General features: G+C 72.8%; 15 protein-coding genes and 2 tRNA genes. 12 read left to right on the top strand and 5 right to left on the bottom strand.

The genetic code is table 11. The features are described from left to right. Positions 1 to 51: 51 nt before the first annotated feature. Positions 52 to 930 (top strand): LysR family transcriptional regulator, encoded by an 879-nt coding sequence (locus ACLE50_RS21245; protein WP_410945374.1) that lies wholly within the window; start codon positions 52 to 54, stop codon positions 928 to 930. A gap of 101 nt (positions 931 to 1,031) precedes the next feature. On the opposite strand, the gene ACLE50_RS21240 is transcribed toward ACLE50_RS21245, so the two are convergent. Next, a complete protein-coding gene (locus ACLE50_RS21240) occupies positions 1,032 to 1,739 on the bottom strand; it encodes a MerR family transcriptional regulator (RefSeq protein WP_410945373.1) in 708 nt (235 codons plus the stop codon). Positions 1,740 to 1,918: 179 nt separating this feature from the next. Next, positions 1,919 to 3,370, bottom strand: coding sequence for a flavin-containing monooxygenase (locus ACLE50_RS21235; RefSeq protein WP_410945372.1), 1,452 nt, complete (start codon positions 3,368 to 3,370; stop codon positions 1,919 to 1,921). Between the two features lie 188 nt (positions 3,371 to 3,558). Here ACLE50_RS21235 and ACLE50_RS21230 point away from each other — a divergent pair, with 188 nt between their 5' ends. The 4 genes from ACLE50_RS21230 (at position 3,559) to ACLE50_RS21215 (ending at position 6,310) form a co-directional block, all read left to right on the top strand. After that, positions 3,559 to 4,446 (top strand): universal stress protein, encoded by an 888-nt coding sequence (locus tag ACLE50_RS21230; protein ID WP_410945371.1) that lies wholly within the window; start codon positions 3,559 to 3,561, stop codon positions 4,444 to 4,446. Between the two features lie 212 nt (positions 4,447 to 4,658). Continuing rightward, positions 4,659 to 5,213 (top strand): RNA polymerase sigma factor, encoded by a 555-nt coding sequence (locus tag ACLE50_RS21225; protein ID WP_410945370.1) that lies wholly within the window; start codon positions 4,659 to 4,661, stop codon positions 5,211 to 5,213. Beyond that, positions 5,210 to 5,797 carry an Asp23/Gls24 family envelope stress response protein gene (locus tag ACLE50_RS21220; protein ID WP_410945369.1) on the top strand — a complete coding sequence of 196 codons (588 nt, stop codon included), beginning with the start codon at positions 5,210 to 5,212 and terminating at the stop codon, positions 5,795 to 5,797. Before ACLE50_RS21225 ends, ACLE50_RS21220 begins: the two co-directional genes overlap by 4 nt. Before the next feature lie 162 nt (positions 5,798 to 5,959). Beyond that, positions 5,960 to 6,310, top strand: a complete 351-nt coding sequence (locus tag ACLE50_RS21215; RefSeq protein WP_410945368.1) for an STAS domain-containing protein — start codon at positions 5,960 to 5,962, stop codon at positions 6,308 to 6,310. Between the two features lie 7 nt (positions 6,311 to 6,317). On the opposite strand, the gene ACLE50_RS21210 is transcribed toward ACLE50_RS21215, so the two are convergent. Beyond that, entirely contained in the window at positions 6,318 to 6,683 is a 366-nt protein-coding gene (locus tag ACLE50_RS21210) for a VOC family protein (protein ID WP_410945367.1), read from the bottom strand. Positions 6,684 to 6,789: 106 nt separating this feature from the next. On the opposite strand from ACLE50_RS21210, the gene ACLE50_RS21205 reads away from it, so the two are divergent. Then, positions 6,790 to 7,137, top strand: a complete 348-nt coding sequence (locus ACLE50_RS21205; protein WP_410945366.1) for a GatB/YqeY domain-containing protein — start codon at positions 6,790 to 6,792, stop codon at positions 7,135 to 7,137. 131 nt (positions 7,138 to 7,268) lie between these two features. Here ACLE50_RS21205 and ACLE50_RS21200 read toward each other — a convergent pair whose 3' ends face one another. Together ACLE50_RS21200 and ACLE50_RS21195 are read right to left on the bottom strand one after the other, a co-directional pair. Then, entirely contained in the window at positions 7,269 to 7,550 is a 282-nt protein-coding gene (locus ACLE50_RS21200; protein WP_410945365.1) for a GNAT family N-acetyltransferase, read from the bottom strand. Positions 7,551 to 7,676: 126 nt separating this feature from the next. Beyond that, positions 7,677 to 7,753, bottom strand: a tRNA-Pro gene (locus tag ACLE50_RS21195). Between the two features lie 140 nt (positions 7,754 to 7,893). Here ACLE50_RS21195 and ACLE50_RS21190 point away from each other — a divergent pair. From ACLE50_RS21190 to ACLE50_RS21165, 6 genes are all read left to right on the top strand, one after another. Further along, positions 7,894 to 12,954 (top strand): glutamate synthase-related protein, encoded by a 5,061-nt coding sequence (locus tag ACLE50_RS21190; RefSeq protein ID WP_410945364.1) that lies wholly within the window; start codon positions 7,894 to 7,896, stop codon positions 12,952 to 12,954. Then, the gene (locus ACLE50_RS21185; RefSeq protein ID WP_410945363.1) at positions 12,951 to 14,699 is read left to right on the top strand and encodes a sulfite reductase subunit alpha; all 1,749 of its coding nucleotides are present in this window, start codon (positions 12,951 to 12,953) and stop codon (positions 14,697 to 14,699) included. The genes ACLE50_RS21190 and ACLE50_RS21185 overlap by 4 nt, the downstream gene beginning before the upstream one ends. Before the next feature lie 30 nt (positions 14,700 to 14,729). Continuing rightward, positions 14,730 to 15,623 carry a hypothetical protein gene (locus ACLE50_RS21180; protein WP_410945362.1) on the top strand — a complete coding sequence of 298 codons (894 nt, stop codon included), beginning with the start codon at positions 14,730 to 14,732 and terminating at the stop codon, positions 15,621 to 15,623. Positions 15,624 to 15,669: 46 nt separating this feature from the next. Further along, positions 15,670 to 16,563: an MOSC domain-containing protein gene (locus ACLE50_RS21175; RefSeq protein WP_410945361.1), complete on the top strand. Its 894-nt coding sequence runs from the start codon at positions 15,670 to 15,672 to the stop codon at positions 16,561 to 16,563. Positions 16,564 to 16,636: 73 nt separating this feature from the next. Continuing rightward, a tRNA-Gly gene (locus tag ACLE50_RS21170) sits at positions 16,637 to 16,710 on the top strand. Between the two features lie 91 nt (positions 16,711 to 16,801). Continuing rightward, on the top strand, positions 16,802 to 18,094 hold the full coding sequence (locus tag ACLE50_RS21165) for a tyrosine-type recombinase/integrase (protein WP_410945360.1): 1,293 nt from the start codon (positions 16,802 to 16,804) through the stop codon (positions 18,092 to 18,094). The last annotated feature ends 195 nt before the right edge of the window (positions 18,095 to 18,289 follow it).

Below are 18,289 nucleotides of genomic sequence, written 5' to 3'. Positions count from 1 at the left end.
ATCGGGACGATTTCACTTCCGATCCTGTCGTTCGAACGACATGATCTGCCAGTGGAGCTGCGTCAGCTGGAGTCCTTCGTCGCGGTCGCCGAGGAGCTGCACTTCGGCCGGGCCGCCGCCCGGCTCCAGGTTTCCGGACCGCCGCTGTCCCAACAGATCCGGCGCCTCGAACGCGAGGTGGGAGCGGCGTTGTTCGACCGGCACACCCGCGCGGTCGCGCTCACCCCGGCCGGCGAGGCGTTCCTGCCGCGGGCCCGGCGCGCGCTGGCCGCGGCGGCCGAGGCGGTCGTCGAGGCCCGGGAAGCCGCCGGTGGTCGTACCGGGACGGTGCGGCTCGGGTTCGCCGGGCCCAGCTCGAACCGCTGGCTGTACGCGACCGCCCGCCGCTTCCGCGGAACGCGCCCGCGTGCCCGCCTCGAGCTGGTCACCGGCCGGTTCTCCGGCGAGCTCGCCGAGGACCTGCGCGCCGACCGCGTCGACGCCGCCCTGATCCGCACCCCGGTCGACGACACCGGGCTGGAGGTCCGCGAGCTGACCCGGCAGCGGCTGATGGCTGCGCTGCCCGAGGAACATCCGCTCGCCGCGCGCACCGAGCTGGCACTGGCCGAGCTGGCGCGCGAGCCGTTCGTCGCCTATCCGGCCGCGCGGATGGCGTTGCTGCGCACCGCTGTCGACGCGGCCTGCCTGCACGCCGGGTTCGCCCCGAGGATCGAGCAGGAGGCGCCGGAGACGCACACCCTGCTGTCGCTGGTCGGAGCGGGTGTGGGGGTCGGTCTGGCGCTGGAGGCGACCGCGGACCTGGGCACCCCGGGCGTCGTGCTCGTCGAGCTGACCGACGCGCCGGAGGTGCCGCTGGCCCTGGCCTGGAAGCGGGACGCAGGCAACCCGGTGCTGCCCGCGCTGCTCGACGCGGCGCTCGCGCCGTTCTGACCGACGTTGCGCCGGCGCCGGCCCTGCCCCGAGGGGCACCCTCGTTCCCACCGGCGGCAGCCGGGGTGCCCCTCGGGGCAACGGGGCGTGGCCCGGTGCCGCTACTCCGCCACCTCACCGGCCCGGCGCACGTAGTCGATCATTGCCTCGTCCGGGCCACCCGCTGCGACGACCTCCTCGGCGTTGTCCGCACGCATCCGGAAGAGCTGCTCGCGCAGCTCCGGGTCGCCGCGGTGGAACGACGCGAGCAACTCCTCCCATCGCTCCCGCAGCACCTGGACCCGCGGGTCGGCCGGGTCGGTGCCCGCGGTCATCTCGGCCCGCAGGCTCGCGATCAGCGCAGGCCAGGCGGCGGCCGCGGCCTCGCCCTCCTCGCGTCGCGCCTGCAACGCCGCGACCTGCTCGGCCGTGAAGTACTGGTTGAAGGTGTCGTTCACCCTGCTCACCTCGTCGATCATCGTGAGGACGTCCGACGGGTCCGGCTCCGGCCGCTCCCGCAGCCGGTCGACGACCCCGGCGAGCGTGCCGCGCAACGAGCGCAGTGCGGTCAGCCGGGCGTCGACCTGCTCCAGGTGCGCGGACAGGACGGTGGCGAAGGAGCCGGTCTCGAGGAGCTCGCCGATCGCGTCCAGGGACAGCCCCAGTTCGCGCAGCGCCACCACCTGGTAGACGCGGCGGATGTCGCCGTCGTCGTAGAGCCGGTGGCCCGAGGCGGTCCGCGCCGACGGCACGACCACCCCGCGCTCCTCCCAGTGGTGCAGCGTGCGCACCGTCAGCCCGGTCGCCCGGGCCAGCTCGCCGACCTTCACGCCCGTCCCTCCCGTCGTGGTCCCGTCGTGCCACCGGTTCGGCGGCACGACCGAGCCTCCGGCCTGACGTCGCGTGAGGTGCAAGCCCAGGACCGCCGGCCCCGCTGTCCCGAGGGGCACCCTCGTTCCCACCGGCGGTAGCCAGGGTGCCCCTCGGGGCAACGAGAGCGCCGGCGGATTCAGCCGTGGAACACGTAGTCCTCGGGGGCCAGGCGCTCCACCCGGGCGTCGTAGTCGCGCATGTACCCCGGCCAGTTCGTGACCACCCGGCCGGTGTCGTCGCGATACCACGAGTCGCAGCGCGTCCAGGCGGTGCCGGGGAAGGCGGCCTGCACCTCGGCGTCGTAGGCGCGTTCGACGTCGGCGCGCACCTCCACCGCCGACGCGCCGCGCCGCTGTGTCTCCACCAGTGCCTGCCGCACGTGACGCACCTGGGTCTCCAGGTACCGGATGATCGACCCGCCGGAGGTGTTGGTGTTCGGCCCGTAGAGCACGAACAGTGACGGGAAGCCGGGCACGGTCATACCCAGGTAGGCGTGCGCGCCGTCGGCCCAGGCGTCGTCCATCCGCCGCCCGCCGGGCCCGACGATCTCCATCGGGAACATGAACTCGGTCGCCGCGAACCCGGTGCCCCAGATGATCGTGTCGGCCTCGTGGAGTACGCCGTCGGCGGTGCGGACGCCGTCGGGGACGATCTCGGTGACCCGCTCGGTGTGCAGCTCCACGTTGTCGCGCCGCAGCGCGGGCAGCCAGTGCGAGCTGAACAGGATCCGCTTGCAGCCGAACGTGTAGTCCGGCCAGACCTTCGCCCGCAGCTCGGGGTCGCGCAGCTGCAGCCGCATGAACAGCGTCGAGTAGAGCCGCCCCAGCCGGCCGAACGTCCTCGGGTGCCGGATCAGCACGGTCAGCATCTCGCAGTACTCGGTGATGAACCGCCGCCGCCACCGCTGCAGGCCCGGGACGTGCCGGATCGCCGCCCGCCACCACCGCGGGAACGTCCGGTTGCGCCGCGGCAGGAACCAGTTCCCGCTGCGCTGGAACACGTCGAGGTGGGCGACCTCGGGCGCGATCTCCGGCACGAACTGCACCGCGCTCGCCCCGGTGCCGATCACCGCGACGCGGCGTCCGCGCAGGTCGTGGCCGTGGTCCCAGCGCGCGGAGTGGAACGCGTGCCCGGCGAAGCGCTCGATGCCGGGGATGTCCGGGGTGATCGGCCGGTTGAGCTGGCCGGTCGCGACGATCAGGACGTCGGGATGCCAGGTGCGGCCGTCCTCGGCGGTGACCGTCCACGGCTCCTCGGTGCGCTCGCGGACCGCGGACACGATCCGCACCCCGGTCTGCACCAGGTCGGCGACGCCGTACTCCCGGGCCACTCCGTGCAGGTAGGCGAGGATCTCCGGCTGCGGTGAGCAGAGCCGCGTCCAGTCGGTCCGCTGGGCGAAGGAGTACGAGTAGAGGTGGCTCGGCACGTCGCAGGCGGCGCCCGGGTAGGTGTTGTGCAGCCAGGTCCCGCCGATGTCGTCGGCCGCGTCGACGATCGTCACGTCGCGGATGCCGTGCGCCCGCAGCTCGATCGCCGCCGCGATCCCGCCGAACCCGGCGCCCACGACCAGGACCTTCGGTGTCTGCACGGGACCTCCTCGTCACCACCACGACCGTTCGATGATCACCGTAGCCCCGGGCGAGGGACATGCCGTTCAGCCGTTCGGGCGCAGGGTGTCCCGCTTCACCCGACGACGTGGTGCAAGGCCTCGAGCACCGGAGGAGGGTGGGAGGTGAGCGGCCGGCGCCGTGACCGGCTGCGGAGGGGAGACCGGACATGAGTGCCGGGACGATCGTGGTCGGTGTGGACGGGTCGGAACCCGCCGGAGGCGCGGTGCGCTGGGCCGCGCACGAGGCCGCGGTCCGCGGGGCGGACCTGCGGATCGTGCACGCCTTCGACGTCGCGGGCCTGTATGCGCAGGCATCCGCGGTGTCGGTCCTCGACGACGTCGAGGAGCGGATGCAGGGCGAGTCGGACCGCATCCTGAATGACGCGTCGCAGCTGGCCGCCGAGGTCGCGCCGGACGTGGCGGTGGAGACGGCCTGGGTCCGCCAGGCCCCGGTCCTCGCCCTGCGCGAGGAGTCGAGCACCGCGCTGTTCGTGGTGATCGGCTCGGCCGGGCGCGGGACGCTGGGCAGCGCGCTGGGCTCGGTGACCCTGGGTATCGCGTCGCACGCCGAGTGCCCCGTGGTCGTCGTCCGCGGCGAGGTCGCGGAGGCGGGCCCGGTCGTGGTCGGTGTCGACGGCGGCCCGCTCTCGGACATCGCGCTGGCGCACGCCTTCGCCGAGGCGTCGCTGCGCCGGGCGCCGCTGCTGGCCGTGCACGTGTGGAGCGACGCCGACATCCGCCGGTCGCACCTGGGCGACCTGTTCGTGAACGCGCCCTGGGAGAAGATGCGCGACGCCGAGGAGCGCGCACTGTCCGAACGCCTCGCCGGCTGGTCGGAGCGCTACCCCGACGTCGTGGTGTCCCGCCGGATCGGGCAGGCCGAGCCGGCCGCCGCGCTGGCCGAGGCCAGCGAGGGCGCGCAGGCCGTCGTCGTCGCCACCCGCGGGCGGGGCGGCTTCCGGGGCCTGCTGCTCGGCTCGACCGGTCTCGCGCTGATCCAGAAGTCGGCCTCGCCGGTCCTGCTGGTCGGTCCGGACGCCCGGGCAACGCCCTGACCTGCTGTTCTCTAATGTGATTCGGGTCACGTAAGAAGATCCGTGATGATTTCCGCGCCGGCTTGTCCTACGGGTGTCGAGGCGAGGGGGAATGACGCCGCGCGACGTGCCGGGGGCCGTCGCAGGCTTCGACGGCCGGGTCCCGTGGGGGCGGGACCCGGCCAGGCGTCGCGCCGGAAGGAGAAGTCGGACGTGCAGGACGGTGCTGGCGGGTGAGTCCCGGACGAGGTGGGCTCGACGCGGCCGCCGACGCCTGGCTGATCGAGAAGGCGAAGGAGGGCACTCCCGAGGCCTACGAGGAGCTGGTGCGTCGGCACCGCGATCGGATCTACCGGATCGCGCTGCGCATGGTGGGCAACTCCCACGATGCCGAGGACGTCGCCCAGGACGTCGTCCTGACGCTGTTCACCGCCCTCGTCGGCTTCTCCGGAGGAGCCAAGTTCACGACCTGGATCTACCGGGTCGTGGTCAACCGGTGCATCAACCTGATCAACAAGCGGCAGGGACACGAGCCGCTGGAGGACCCGGACGTCGCCACGACCCCTGGCGCCGACCGGCAGGCCGAGGCGCGCGGACAGGTCAAGGCGGCGATGGCCGCGGTCACCGAACTGCCGACCGAGCTGCGCGCCCCCGTCGTGCTCGTCGACATCGAGCAGATGAGCTATCAGGAGGTCGCGGCGATCCTCAACGTCTCCGAGGCGACGGTTCGGGGCCGCCTGCACCGAGGGCGACGCAAGCTTCTCGAGACCCTGCGGGAGTGGACATGAGCTTCCACGACGAGCAGGACGAGATGCTGGTCGAGCAGCGGTTGCCCTGCGGCCGTTCCACCGACGACCTCATGGATCAGGTCGCCGCCGGCCGGGGTGCCGAGCGCGACGAGCACCAGCAGCACTGCGTGCACTGCCAGGCCGCCCTCGGCGAGTACGAGCGGCTGTGGGGGCCGATGGAGGAGCTCGCGGCCGAGGAGGTCACCGCGCCCGAGGGCAAGTTCGACAGCGTGATGCGCCGGCTGCGCGGGGCGTTCTCCGAGCCCAACTACGCCGTGCTGCCCGGACCGCTGGGCGCCACGCGGATCGCCGCCCGGGTGATCGTGGTGACCGCGAGCCGCTCCGCACAGGCCGTCGAGGGCGTCCGGGTCGCACTGAGCAAGGTCGGCGACGAGGGCGACGACGTCACCGTCGGCGTGGCCGGCTCCAGCACGGCGATCGAGATCGTGCTCGCCGCGAGCTACGGCGAGGACCTGCACGACCTGGCCGAGCGCGTCCGGCGCGAGGTCACCGAACAGATCCATGAGCTCACCGGGCTCACGGCTGCCGAGGTCAGCGTCGTCATCGACGACGTCCTGGACTGAGGCGTCACCGACAACAGGGGGGACCACGACGTGACTGCAGTGCCGCACCAACCGTCGCGCCAGGGACACGTCCTGCCGCCGTCACGGGACCGTCTCCGTGTCCGGCGGACCGAGCTGTGGCATCGACCCGGCTGCCACGCAGCCGGTGGGGGAGTGTCAATGATGGACACCACCGTCCGCATCACCGCGGTTCCCCGGCCGGGCGGCCGCGTGCTGCTCCGCTGCCTCGGGGAGATCGACAGTGCGGCGGCCCCGGAGCTGACCCGCGAGCTGCAACGGTGGGTCGACGGGTCCTGCTGCGTCGTGCTCGACCTGTGCGGGGTGACCTACCTCGACGCGTCCGGGCTCACCGCGCTGCTCGTCGGGCTCCGGCACGCCGAGCAGGTCGGCGGCCGGCTGCGCCTGGGCCGCGGGGTCTCCCGGCAGGTCCGGCGGGTGCTGGCCGCGTCGGGGGTGCAGACCCTGTTCGACGACGCCGACGCCGCCAACCCCTGCGCGCACGGCTCGCGCTGAGCGCGGCTCAGCGCGCTCCGCGCAGCAGGAGCTCGCGGCCCTCGGGATCGGTGAGCGTCGCGTAGCGGCCCCAGTCCTCGTCGACGGGGTCGGTGGCGGCGAGCCCACGCTCCCGGACCCGCGCGACGACGCCGTCGAGGTCGTCGGTGATCAGCCCGACCGGGTACGCGGTGTCCGGCTCGCGGCCGAAGTCGCCGGCCCGGCTCAGCACGAGCCCGGTGTCGGCGTCGGGCGGGACGACCTCGATCCAGCTGGCCCCGGGCCACATCTCCGCGTCGGTGCGGACGGTGAATCCGAGGACGCTCGTGAAGAAGTCGAGCATGACGCCCTGGTCGGCGACCGCGACCGTCGCCCAGGCGATGCGGGTACTCATGGCCGACGACCGTAGCGGCGCCCGCCAGTGTGGGGGCGTCGAAAACCGGTCGGATCCGCGGACGGTCGTCGCTACCGTGACCTGCGACGACTCCGAGGAGGGGCCAGTGCTCACCACCATGCGTGCCGACCTGACGACGGCGTTGAAGGCCCGTGACCGGGTCACCGCCGCCGCCCTGCGCTCGGCCCTGGCCGCGTTCGACAACGCCTCCGCGGTCGAGGCCGCACCGGCCGCGGGCTCGGGTGAGCACGTGGCCGGCGCGGCGACCGGGGTCGGGGCCGCCGAGGCGGAGCGGCGTTCCCTGTCGCGGGACGACCTGGACGCGGTGCTCGACGAGGAGATCCGCGAGCGTTCCGCAGCGGCGGAGGTCTACGCCCAGGCGGGCCGGGCCGCCGACGCGGAGCGTCTGCGCGCCGAGGCCGCGGTCCTCGCGCGGTACCGGTCAGACGCGTGATCGTCTTCTCCGAGGGGTTCGGTGCCACATCCGGCACCGGATCCCTCGCTTGCGGTGATCACGCCACTCAAGATCACCGTTCTGCCGGTGTGCGGTGCCACCGGCGGCACGAAACACCGGCAATCCGCTGATCACCCGGCCCAGACCCGCTCCCCGTCCACGGTCTCCTCGGTGGGCGCCATCCCCACGGACCGCGCCAGCGTCTCGGAGTGCGCGTGCCCCGGCGCGATCGCCGCCCGCAGCTGACGGATTCCGTTGCGCGCCAACCAGTCGGTCATCCCGGCCGCTGCCTCGCGCCCGAACCCGCGGCCCTGGAACTCCGCCCCGACGACCCACGCGACCCAGGCCTGCTCGCAGCGGACGGTCGCCTGCACTGTCGCGACGAGCCGGCCGTCGGCGACCCGTCGCGCCATCCAGTTCAGCCAGGGCTCCGTAGGGACCCATCGCACCACGTGATGATCGAATTCTGCGACGGATCGGGTGCCACATCCGGCACCGGACCCCTCGATCGCGGTGATCATGGATCGGGCCGCTGCCGCTGGTCGGGGTGGCGGGATTTGAACCCACGGCCCCTCGCTCCCAAAGCGAGTGCGCTACCAAGCTGCGCCACACCCCGTCGTCGGCAGTCTAACCGGACGCCCCGCCCTGCCGGTCGGCCCCATCGGGCGCGGTGTGTCCCGCGCGACAGTGCGCAAGCGTTGATCGCCAACCCTGAGCGTTCCTAAGGTAAGGCTCCCCTAAAAACGGAGGAGCCGCTTGAGAACGCCGTCGCGCCCCGAGGGCCTGCACGACCCGGCTGCGGAGCACAGCAGCTGCGGCGTGGGGCTGATCGTCCGCAAGGACGGCCGGCAGACCCACGACGTCCTCGTCCAGGCCCACCGCGCGCTGTGCGCGGTGCCGCACCGCGGCGGCATGTCCGCCGAGGGCGTCGGCGACGGCGGCGGCGTCTCGGTCGACCTGTCGGTCCGCTTCTTCTCGGCGCTGGCCGGGCGGGAGCTGGAAGCGGGGCGGTTCGGGGTCGGCAACTTCTTCCTGCCCGCCGAGCAGGGGCGGGCGCGGGCGGCGGAGAAGCTGGTCACGCGCGTCCTCGAGGAGCACGGCTGCACGATCCTCGCCGTCCGTGACGTGCCGACCGACCCGTCGGTGCTGCGCCCGGCCGGGCCCGCCGCGCAGCTCCCGATCCGGCAGTGGATCTTCACTCTGCCCGACGGCGAGACCGACACCGAGCGGTTCACCCACCGCTGCCTGCTCGACGTCGAGGAGGTCGCCTACTCCGACGCCGAGCTCGCCGGTCTCTACCCGCTGAGCCTGTCCACCCGCACCCAGGTGCTCAAGGGCCGGCTCAACTCGTGGGAGGTGCTGCGCTACTTCACCGACCTGCGCGACCCCGCGCACGAGGTCCGCAGCCTGTACTTCCACACCCGGTTCTCCACCAACACCGACCCGCACCCGACGATGGCCCAGCCGTTCCGGCTGCTGGCACACAACGGCGAGCTCAACACCGACCGCAAGAACCGCATCGCCGACGACGCCCTGGCCCGCGCCCGCGGCCGCCGTATCGTCCGCCCGCCGGGCCAGTCCGACAGCGCGCGGCTGGACCAGACGCTGAACGACCGCGTCGCCGAGGACGGGCTGGATCTGGTCGCCGCCGTCGTCGCGATGATGCCCCCGGCCTGGGAGAACGACCGCTCGTTGTCCGAGCCGGTCCGCGCGATGCTCGAGTACACCTCGCTCGCCGAGGAGTGCAACGACGGCCCGGCCGCGCTCGTCTTCTCCGACGGCGACGTCATCGGTGCCCGTCTCGACCGGCTCGGCCTGCGCCCGCTGCGCACCTGCGAGACCGACGAGTACCTGACCGTGTCTTCCGAGGCCGGCCAGTTCGATCTGCCCGACGACCGGGTGCTGCGCCGCGGCCGCATCGAGGCAGGCGGGATGCTCTGGTGGAGCGCCACCGAGCAGCGCAGCTTCGGCACCGCCGAGACCCTGGAGCGTCTCGCCGCCCGCGCCGACTACCCGGCGTTGCTCGCGCAGGCCCGCACCGGGCTTCCCGACGTCTCAGCAGCTGAGGCAACCGAGGCAACCGCGGAGGCCCCGGAGAGCGACCTCACCCTCCCGCAGCGCTACGTCGCCTACGGCCTCGACCAGGAGGCGTTCCGCTACCTGCTCGACCCGATGCTCGACAACGGTGCCGAGAAGATCTCCGCGATGGGCTACGACAACGCGATCAACGCCCTCACCGACCGCGAGGGCGGCGTCGCCCGCTTCTTCACCCAGCGGTTCGCGCAGGTCACGAACCCGCCGCTGGACCCGATCCGCGAGGCCGACGGCATGACGCTGCGCGTCGCGCTCGGCGCCCGCCCGACCGGCCCCGGCGCACCCGGCACGCACCGGATCGTGCTCGACTCGCCCGTTCTCGACGCCGACGACCTCGACCGGGTCACCGGGCAGACCCGGGTGCCGGTCGCCGCGTTCGAGCTGCTGCACACCCCCGGCTCGCTGGAGCAGGCGATCGACGCCCTGTGCGACGACGTCGTCGCCTTCGCGCGCACCGGCGGCGGCATCGCCCTGCTCGACGACCGCGGTGCCGGATCCGAGCGCGCCCCGATCCCCGCGGCGCTCGCCGTCGCCGCCGTCGACCGCGCGCTGACCGAGGCCGGTCTCGCGCCGTCGGTGTCGCCCGTCGTCGCGACCGGGCAGGTCTGCAGCTCGCACCACCTGGCGGTCCTGCTGGCGTTCGGGGCGTCGGCGGTGCACCCGCACACGGCCCGGCTGCGCGCCGAGGAGCAGCACGGCACCGACGCGCGTGCCGCGTTCGGCCGCTTCCGCAAGGCCGCCGAGAAGGCGCTGCTCAAGACGATGGCCCGGGTCGGGCTGTGCACCGCGGGCAGCTACGTCGGCGGCCAGTTCCTCGAACCGTCCTACCTGGACACCGCCGACCCGGTGCTGTCCCGCTGGTTCGCCGAGCTGGACTCCCCGGTCGGCGGCGTCGGGTTCGCCGAGATCGAGGACTCCGCCGCGCGCTGGCACTCCCGCGCGCTGACCGTCACCGGGCCCGAGGACATCCCGGCACTGGGGCTGTTCAAGGAGCGCTCCGACGGCGCCGGGCACTCCTACGGCGTCACCGCCGTCCGCGCGTTCACCGACCTGGTCGACGAGCGCACCCCGCTGACCGCCCCGGCCGTCGAGTCCTCGCTGCGGCTGCTCCCGCTCGCCGCGCTCAACGACGCCTTCGGCCTGCACGACGACGCCTACGTCCACGGCGGGCTCGCCGAGCTCACCCCGGACGAGATCGACGCGTTCGCGATCACCCGGGGCTACCGGGACTTCGTCGACACGATCGTCGCGGAGCGCGCCGAGCGTCCGTCGGCGCTGCGCGACGTCCTCGGCCTGCGCACCGGGGTCGAGGAGCCGGTCGCGCTCGACGACGTCCAGCCCGCGCACGAGATCACCCGCACCCTGGCCTCGGGCGCGATGAGCCACGGCGCGCTGGTCGCGAGCGCGCACGAGGCCGTCGCGCACGGCACGAACATGGTCGGCGGCATGTCCAACTGCGGCGAGGGCGGGGAGAACCGGTCCCGGTTCGGGACGATCCGCGGCTCGCGGATCAAGCAGTTCGCGTCCGGGAGGTTCGGGGTCTGGGCCGGCTACCTGGCCGACCCGATGATCGAGCAGATCGAGATCAAGATCGCCCAGGGCGCCAAGCCCGGCGAGGGCGGGCAGCTGCCCGGCGCCAAGGTCACCGTCGACATCGCCGCCGCCCGCGGTGCGACGCCCGGCGTCGAGCTGGTCTCACCGCCGCCGCACCACGACACCTACTCCATCGAGGACCTCGCCCAGCTCATCCACGACGCCACCGCGGCGCGGGTGAAGGTCGTGGTCAAGCTGGTGTCCTCGGAGGGGATCGGGACGATCGCCGTCGGCGTCGCGAAGGCGGGCGCGCACGTCATCAACGTCGCAGGCAACACCGGCGGGACCGGCGCCGCCGCCGTCACCAGCCTGAAGTTCGCCGGGCGCTCGGCGGAGATCGGGCTCGCAGAGGTGCACCAGGCGCTGTCCGCCCACGGCCTGCGCGACGCCGTCGAGCTGCGCTGCTCGGGCGCGCACCAGACCGCGAACGACGTCGTGGTCTCCGCGCTGCTCGGTGGCGACAACTTCGAGTTCGGGACGACCGCGCTGATGATGCTGCGCTGCGTCATGGCGAAGAACTGCAACGTCAAGTGCCCCGCCGGGATCACCACCAACGCCGAGGCGTTCGACGGCGACCCGCGCGCACTGGCGCAGTTCCTGCTCAACATCGCCCACGAGGTCCGCGAGATCCTCGCCCGCCTCGGGCTGCGCAGCCTGCGCGAGGCCCGCGGGCGCACCGACCTGCTGGAGCTCCTCGAGAATCCGGCGATCGTCGCGCGCCTGGACCTGCGCCGGATGCTGCACCGCAGCACGACCCCGCAGGTCGCCGACCCGGTGCGGGTGCCCGCCGACCACGACCACGACGAGCGCTGGTCGGCGACCGTGCGCGCCGCGCTGGAGGCGGGGGAGACCGGCGTCGAGATCGACGGCGGCCTGCTCGGCAACCGGCACCGCTCGGTGGGCGGGCGCCTGGCCGTCGACGTCGAGCGGATGCTCAACCACGAGGGCGTCACCGGCATCGCGCTGCGCGACGACCGCGGCCGTCGCTTCCTGCCCGACCGCTTCGCCCGGATCCGCACGCACGGCTCGGCGGGGCAGTCGTTCGGGCTGCTGTGTAACGACGGGCTGTGGCTGGAACACACCGGCACCGCCAACGACGGCGTCGGCAAGGCCGCGTGCGGCGGGACGATCTCCCTGCTCAGCCCCGGCGGAGGCGAGGACCGGCCCGGTGAGAACGTGCTCATCGGCAACTTCGCGCTGTTCGGTGCCACCGGCGGCCGGCTGTTCGTCCGCGGCGAGGCCGGTGACCGGTTCGCCGTGCGCAACTCCGGAGCGTCGGCGGTCGTCGAGGGCCTCGGCGACTTCGGCTGCGAGTACATGACCGGTGGCGCCGTGCTGAACCTCGGCGCGGCCGGGGTCGGGCTCGGCAACGGCATGTCCGGCGGCTTCCTCTACCAGTACGACCCGGCCCGGGTCGCGCGGTTCAGCACCGACTCCGTCGACGTCGCCCCGGTCGAGGGCTTCCACGACACCGCGGTCCGGCTGCTGCTCGGCTGGCACCTCGAGGCCACCGGGTCCCCGCTCGCCCGCCGCCTGATCGAGCACTGGGACTCCGAGCGCGCCCACGTGCTCGTCGCGACCCCGCGGGCGCTGCGCCTCTACCAGGACGCCGACGCGATCCTCGCCGCCCGCAGCCGCAAGGAGCTGGTCGACGAGCTGGCCGAGGCACTGGCCGCGCATCAGGTGCGCCGGCACAAGCTCGCCGCCCGTGACGGTGTCGCCGTCGCCGACGGCGTGGTCCCCGCCGACGCGACGGAGGAGATGTTCGCCCTGCTCAACGGTCTGACCGTGCAGACGATCGCCGAGGACGTGGCGCGCAGGCGCGGGACCACCGCCCGGCACCTGCTGCTCGTCGAGGACCACGCCGTGCGGGCCCGGCTGGTGCGTTACGCCCGCGACGCGCTCGCCGGCTACGACGACGCGCAGCTCGCCGTGCTGGTCTCCGACAAGCGCGTCGGCGACCTCAAGGCCGCACTCGCCCGGCGCGACGTGACCGGCACCGACAGCCCCGGGACGTTCGGCTGGATCCTCGCCCAGGACCGGGCGAACACCGAGCGGCTCGGGCGGCTGCCCGGCGTCGAGGAGCTGTTCGCCGCGCAGGCCGCACCGGACCTGGTGGGTGCCCGGTGACCGCGCAGCTGCCCACTCCGCCCGCGGACCTGTCCGGCCTGGAGATCGACGCCGACGCCCCGTTCTCGCCGGAGCAGCGGATCTGGCTGGCCGGGTACCTGGCCGGGGCGCGCTCGTCGGCGGCGAGCGCCCCGGCCGCGACGCCCGCCGACGGCCACCCGCCGGTGCACGTGCTCTACGGCAGCGAGACCGGCAACGCCGAGATGGTCGCCTTCGACCTCGCCGAGATGCTCACCAAGGCCGGCGCCCCGGCGGGGGAGCCGGTCGAGCTGGACCAGGTCGACGCCGACGCGCTCGCCGGCATGGAGCGCGTCGTGATCGTCTGCTCGACCTACGGCGACGGCGAGATGCCCGACAACGCCGAGCCGTTCAAGGACCTGCTGGAGGGCTCCGCGGCGCCGTCGCTGGAGTCGACGACCTTCGCCGTCTGCGCACTCGGCGACGAGTCCTACGAGGACTTCTGTGCGGCGGGACGGTTCATCGACACCCGGCTGGCCGAGCTCGGCGCGACCCGCGCGCTGGACCGCGTCGACTGCGACATCCAGTGGGAGGAGCAGGCGGAGCCGTGGCAGGCCGCCGTCGTCGAGTACTTCGCCGGGGCCGCCGCAGCCGAGCCGCAGCCGGCTTCCGCCGCGGCCGAGAAGAAGTCCACATGGGACCGGAAGAACCCGTTCGCGGCGGTGCTCGCGCAGAACGTTCGGCTGTCCGGGCCCGGCTCGGACAAGGAGATCCGGCACTACGAGCTGGCCCTGGCCGACTCCGGCATCTCCTACACGGCCGGGGATGCGCTCGCCGTCGTCCCGTGCAACGACCCGCTGCTGGTCGAGGCGCTGCTCGAGCACCTCGGCCACGACGGCGAGCACGCCGTAGGGGACCGGCCGCTGCGCGAGGTGCTCACCCACGCGCACGAGATCGTGACGCCGTCGAAGGACCTGGTCGCGGCGCTCGCCGAACGCGCCGCCGACTCCACGCTGCGGGCCGCGCTGGCCGAGGACCGCTCGGGGTACCTGTGGGGCCGCGACGTGCTGGAGCTGCTGCGCACCGCGGGCACCCGGTTCGAGGTCGAGGAGTTCCTGGAGCTGCTGCGCCCGCTGCAGCACCGGGCGTACTCCATCTCGTCGAGCCCGCTGGTCTCACCGGACCACATCGCGCTGACCGTCGCGAGCGTCCGGTACCGCTGCGGCGACCGCGAGATCGGCGGCGTCTGCTCCACGCACCTGGCCGACCGGCTCGCCGTCGGCGACACCACGGGGGTGTTCCTGCAGCCCAACAAGCACTTCGGCCCGCCGGGCGACGACGCCACCGACATGATCATGATCGGGCCGGGTACCGGCGTCGCGCCGTTCCGCGGCTTCCTGCAGGAACGGCGGGCCCGCGGCGCGTCCGGCCGGAACTGGCTGCTGTTCGGCGACCGGCACCGCGAGCACGACTTCCTCTACGAGAACGAGCTGACCGGCTGGGCCGACGACGGTCTGCTCACCCATCTCGACCTGGCGTTCTCCCGCGACCAGGCCGACAAGGTCTACGTCCAGACCCGCATGCGCGAGCACGGCGACCGGCTGTACGCCTGGCTGCAGGAGGGCGCGCACCTCTACGTGTGCGGGGACGCCGACCGGATGGCCCGCGACGTCGACGAGGCGCTGCACGAGGTGATCGCGACCCACGGGGGTCTCGACGCCGACGGTGCCTCGGCCTACGTCGCCGACCTCAAGCGGGAGAAGCGCTATGTCCGCGACGTCTACTGAGCGATCCACCGAGAGCACGCTGGAGCCTTCGTGACCCTGCCCCGTACCGAGCTCGACGCGCTGCTCGCGCACCGCGTCGGCAACCGGATCGACCTCGACCCGGAGTCGCTGGCGCGGCACCTGCCGCTGCTCGACGAGGTCGTCGCCTGCACCGCGAACGGCAGCGCGCTGATCAGCGAGCTCGCCGCCTACGCCGAGCCGAGCTTCGCCGGCGAGGCGTTCCCGGTGCGCAACGAGCGGATCAACCTGCGGCTCAACCGGAACGCGGTCGGCTCACTGGTGCACACCGCGCCCGACGACGAGGCCCGCGAGCCCGCCGGGCTGTGGATGTTCGACGCCGGTGGCGCCGCCGTGCACCGCGGCCACCTGGTCTCCGAACCCGCGCCGATGGTCGTGGACATGATGGGGCTCGCGCCGCGCCTCGGCGGCGAGGGCGAACCCGAGCCGGTCGCGTTCGGCGAACCCGGCGACCTCGACCAGGTCGGGCTGATCGACGCGGTGCTCACCGGTGACGGTGACCTGCTCGACCGGATGGCGCCGCCGGTGTACGCGGTGAGCGGGTTCCTGCCGGTCGTCGAACTGCTCTGCATGCTCTGCGAGCACGGCGTGCCGGTGGGGATGGCGGTGGCCAACCGCGGCTGCCTGCAGGCGAGCGTCGGGTGGGTGGACCACGTCGAGACCGGTGACGTCGTCGGCGTCGTGTCCGGGCCGACCCAGTTCGCGTTCGGTCCCGGCGACGTCGACGCGGTGCGCGTCGTCCGGACCCACGGCGTGCACGGTCCGATGTCGACGGTTCTGCTGACCGGTGACGACGGCCGCTGCCTCGCCCTGCTCGGGCAGCTCGGGCTGCCGCCGGCGAGCGCGGTGACCGCGTGGGAGGCGATGGTCCGCGACCTGTTCGGCGGCCGATCCGCGCAGTTCTGACCGGTCGGACGGTGTGCCGGCGCCCGGCCGGTGGTACTCCGGTGTCGTGACGATCGCAGCGCTGCACCGCTACCCGGTCAAGTCCATGCTCGGCGAGTCGCTGACCAGGGCCGTCTTCGACGAACGCGGTGTCGTCGGCGACCGCGCCTTCGCCGTGCTCGACGTCGAGTCCGGCACGATCGCCAGCGCCAAGGTGCCCAAGCTGTGGGCGAAGCTGCTGGAGTTCTCGGCGAAGCTCTCCGCCGAGCCGGTTCCCGGCGAGGAGATGCCGCCGGTCGTCATCCGGTTCCCCGACGGGTCCACGCTGCGCAGCGACGACGCCGGCATCGACCAGGCGCTCAGCGACGTGCTCGGCCGCGAGGTCCGGCTGATCACCGTGCTGCCCGACGGCGGGACGTTCGAGGAGCTGTGGGTCGACCTCGACGACGTCGATCGCGGCGAGCTCGGCCCCGAGAAGATCATCGAGGCGACCACCGCCCGGCAGGAGGACACCGGGGAGGCGATCAGCCGGTTCGACGTCGCCGCCTTCGCCCCGCCCGGGCGCTTCTACGACCTCGCCGCGCTGCACGTCGTCACCGAGTCCACGCTCGAGCGGCTGCGCGAGCTCGCCCCGGACAGCGACTTCGACGTCCGCCGCTACCGGCCCAACGTCGTGCTCACCGACACCGAGCCGGGCTTCGCCGAGAACGACTGGCCCGGCCGCGAGATGACCCTCGGCGACGACGTCCGCCTCGCCTTCACGTTCCAGACCATGCGCTGCGTCATGACGACGATGGCCCAGCCCGGCGTGCCCGAGGACCGGAACACGCTGCGCACGATCGCGAAGAACAACCGCATCGACATCACCAAGCCCGAGGTCGCCGGGAAGTGGGCCTGCGCCGGCGTGTACGCCGACGTCAGCGCGGGCGGCGAGGTGGCCGTGGGGGACCCGCACGGCTGAGGCCCGGCGGGGTGGAGGGGTCGCGCGGCGAGCGCGTGAGATACGCTGACGGTGTCCGGCCTCGGCCGGGCATGCGGGCGTAGCTCAATGGTAGAGCCCCAGTCTTCCAAACTGGCTACGCGGGTTCGATTCCCGTCGCCCGCTCCATGGCCTGACCAGGGATTTCGTGGTCAGGCGCGCGACCGCCCGACAGACTTGTGACACGGCGCATGACACGAACGCCCCTAGCGTTCGTGTCATGGCCCGCCTTCAACCCACGCCTGCGGGGCGCCCGAAGGGCAGCATCGATGTCCTCCCGAGCGGTGCGCTGCGCGTGCGCGTCTACGCCGGCCAGGACCCGATCACCAGGCGTCGGCACAACATTGTCGAGATCGTCCCGGCCGGACCGGACGCCGAGAAGCGGGCCTACGCGGTCCGGGACCGGATCCTGCGCGAGATTGAGGAGCGGCGGAGCCCTCGCACCAGCGCGACCGTCGCGCATCTGCTGGAGAAGCACCTTGAGCAGTTCTCCGGGGCACCGAACACGCTGCAGCTCTACCGCGGGTACGTGAAGAACCACATCGAGCCGCTCCTCGGGCGGCTCAAGGTCGGCGAGCTGGACGCGGAGATTCTCGACTCCTTCTACGCCGAGCTGCGTCGCTGCCGGATCCACTGCGCCGGGTCGGGTTCGATCGACCACCGCACGACCAAGCGTCACGAGTGCGACGCCCGGTGCGGCCCGCATCGGTGTAGGCCGCTGTCGGACACGGTCGTCCGGCACATTCACTTCGTGCTGTCCGGGGCGTACAAGCGGGCGGTGCGGTGGCGGTGGGTCGCGGTGAATCCGCTCGCCCAGGCGGCACCGCCGCCGATGCCGAAGCCGAACCCGCGGCCGCCGAGCGCCGAGCAGGCGGCGCGAATCCTGAACAAGGCGTGGGAGGACCCGGATTGGGCCGCGTTGCTGTGGCTCGCGATGACGTCAGGGGCACGGCGCGGGGAGCTGTGTGCGGTGCGTTGGTCGTGGATCAGCTTCGAGCCGGGCCGGGAGACGCTCTGGTTGCAGCGCGGGATTCGCAAGAGCGACGACGGGTGGGTCGAGGGCGACCTAAAGACGCATCAGCAGCGACGGATCGCGCTGGATGCTGAGACGGTTGCGGTGCTGAAGGAGTTGCGGGAGCGGTGCTTCGCTCGGGCTGAGTCGCTCGGGGTCGAGCTGTCGGAGGAGGCCTACGTATTCGGCGGTGCTGCGGATGGACAGACGTTCGCGACCCCGGACAGCGTAACGCAGCGATACGACCGAATGGTCAAGAAGCTGCAGATAGACACGACGTTCCACAAACTGCGACACTATTCGGCTACGGAACTGATCATCGCTGGAGTTGATCCACGCACCGTCGCTGGGCGACTTGGACATGGCGGTGGCGGGACTACCACGCTGAAGACGTATACGGCGTGGGTGTCAGAAGCTGACCAGCGGGCAGTAGCGGGATTGAGTGCTCGGATGCCGACGAGGCCGGCGCCCGGTGCGGTGAACACTGGCGAGCACGACTAGGTGTCATCGGTGGATCCGCCGCTATCGGCGAGGTCTCGTGCTGTCGGCAGGCTCGTCGCCTGCACAGTCAGCCCCGTAGGATGTGCTGTCGTTGCGGGGGTCGGTGCTGCTGACGGCACCGTTGTGGGACTCGTGAGCGGTGCCGGACTTGTGTACGGGTACAGGAGTAGCTGATGTCGCCAGCAGGCCAGGGGT

Origin of the sequence: Pseudonocardia phyllosphaerae, assembly GCF_046546475.1 — a bacterium.
GTDB classification, from domain to species: Bacteria; Actinomycetota; Actinomycetes; order Mycobacteriales; family Pseudonocardiaceae; genus Pseudonocardia; species Pseudonocardia phyllosphaerae.
This window is presented reverse-complemented; position numbering and strand designations above follow the sequence as displayed.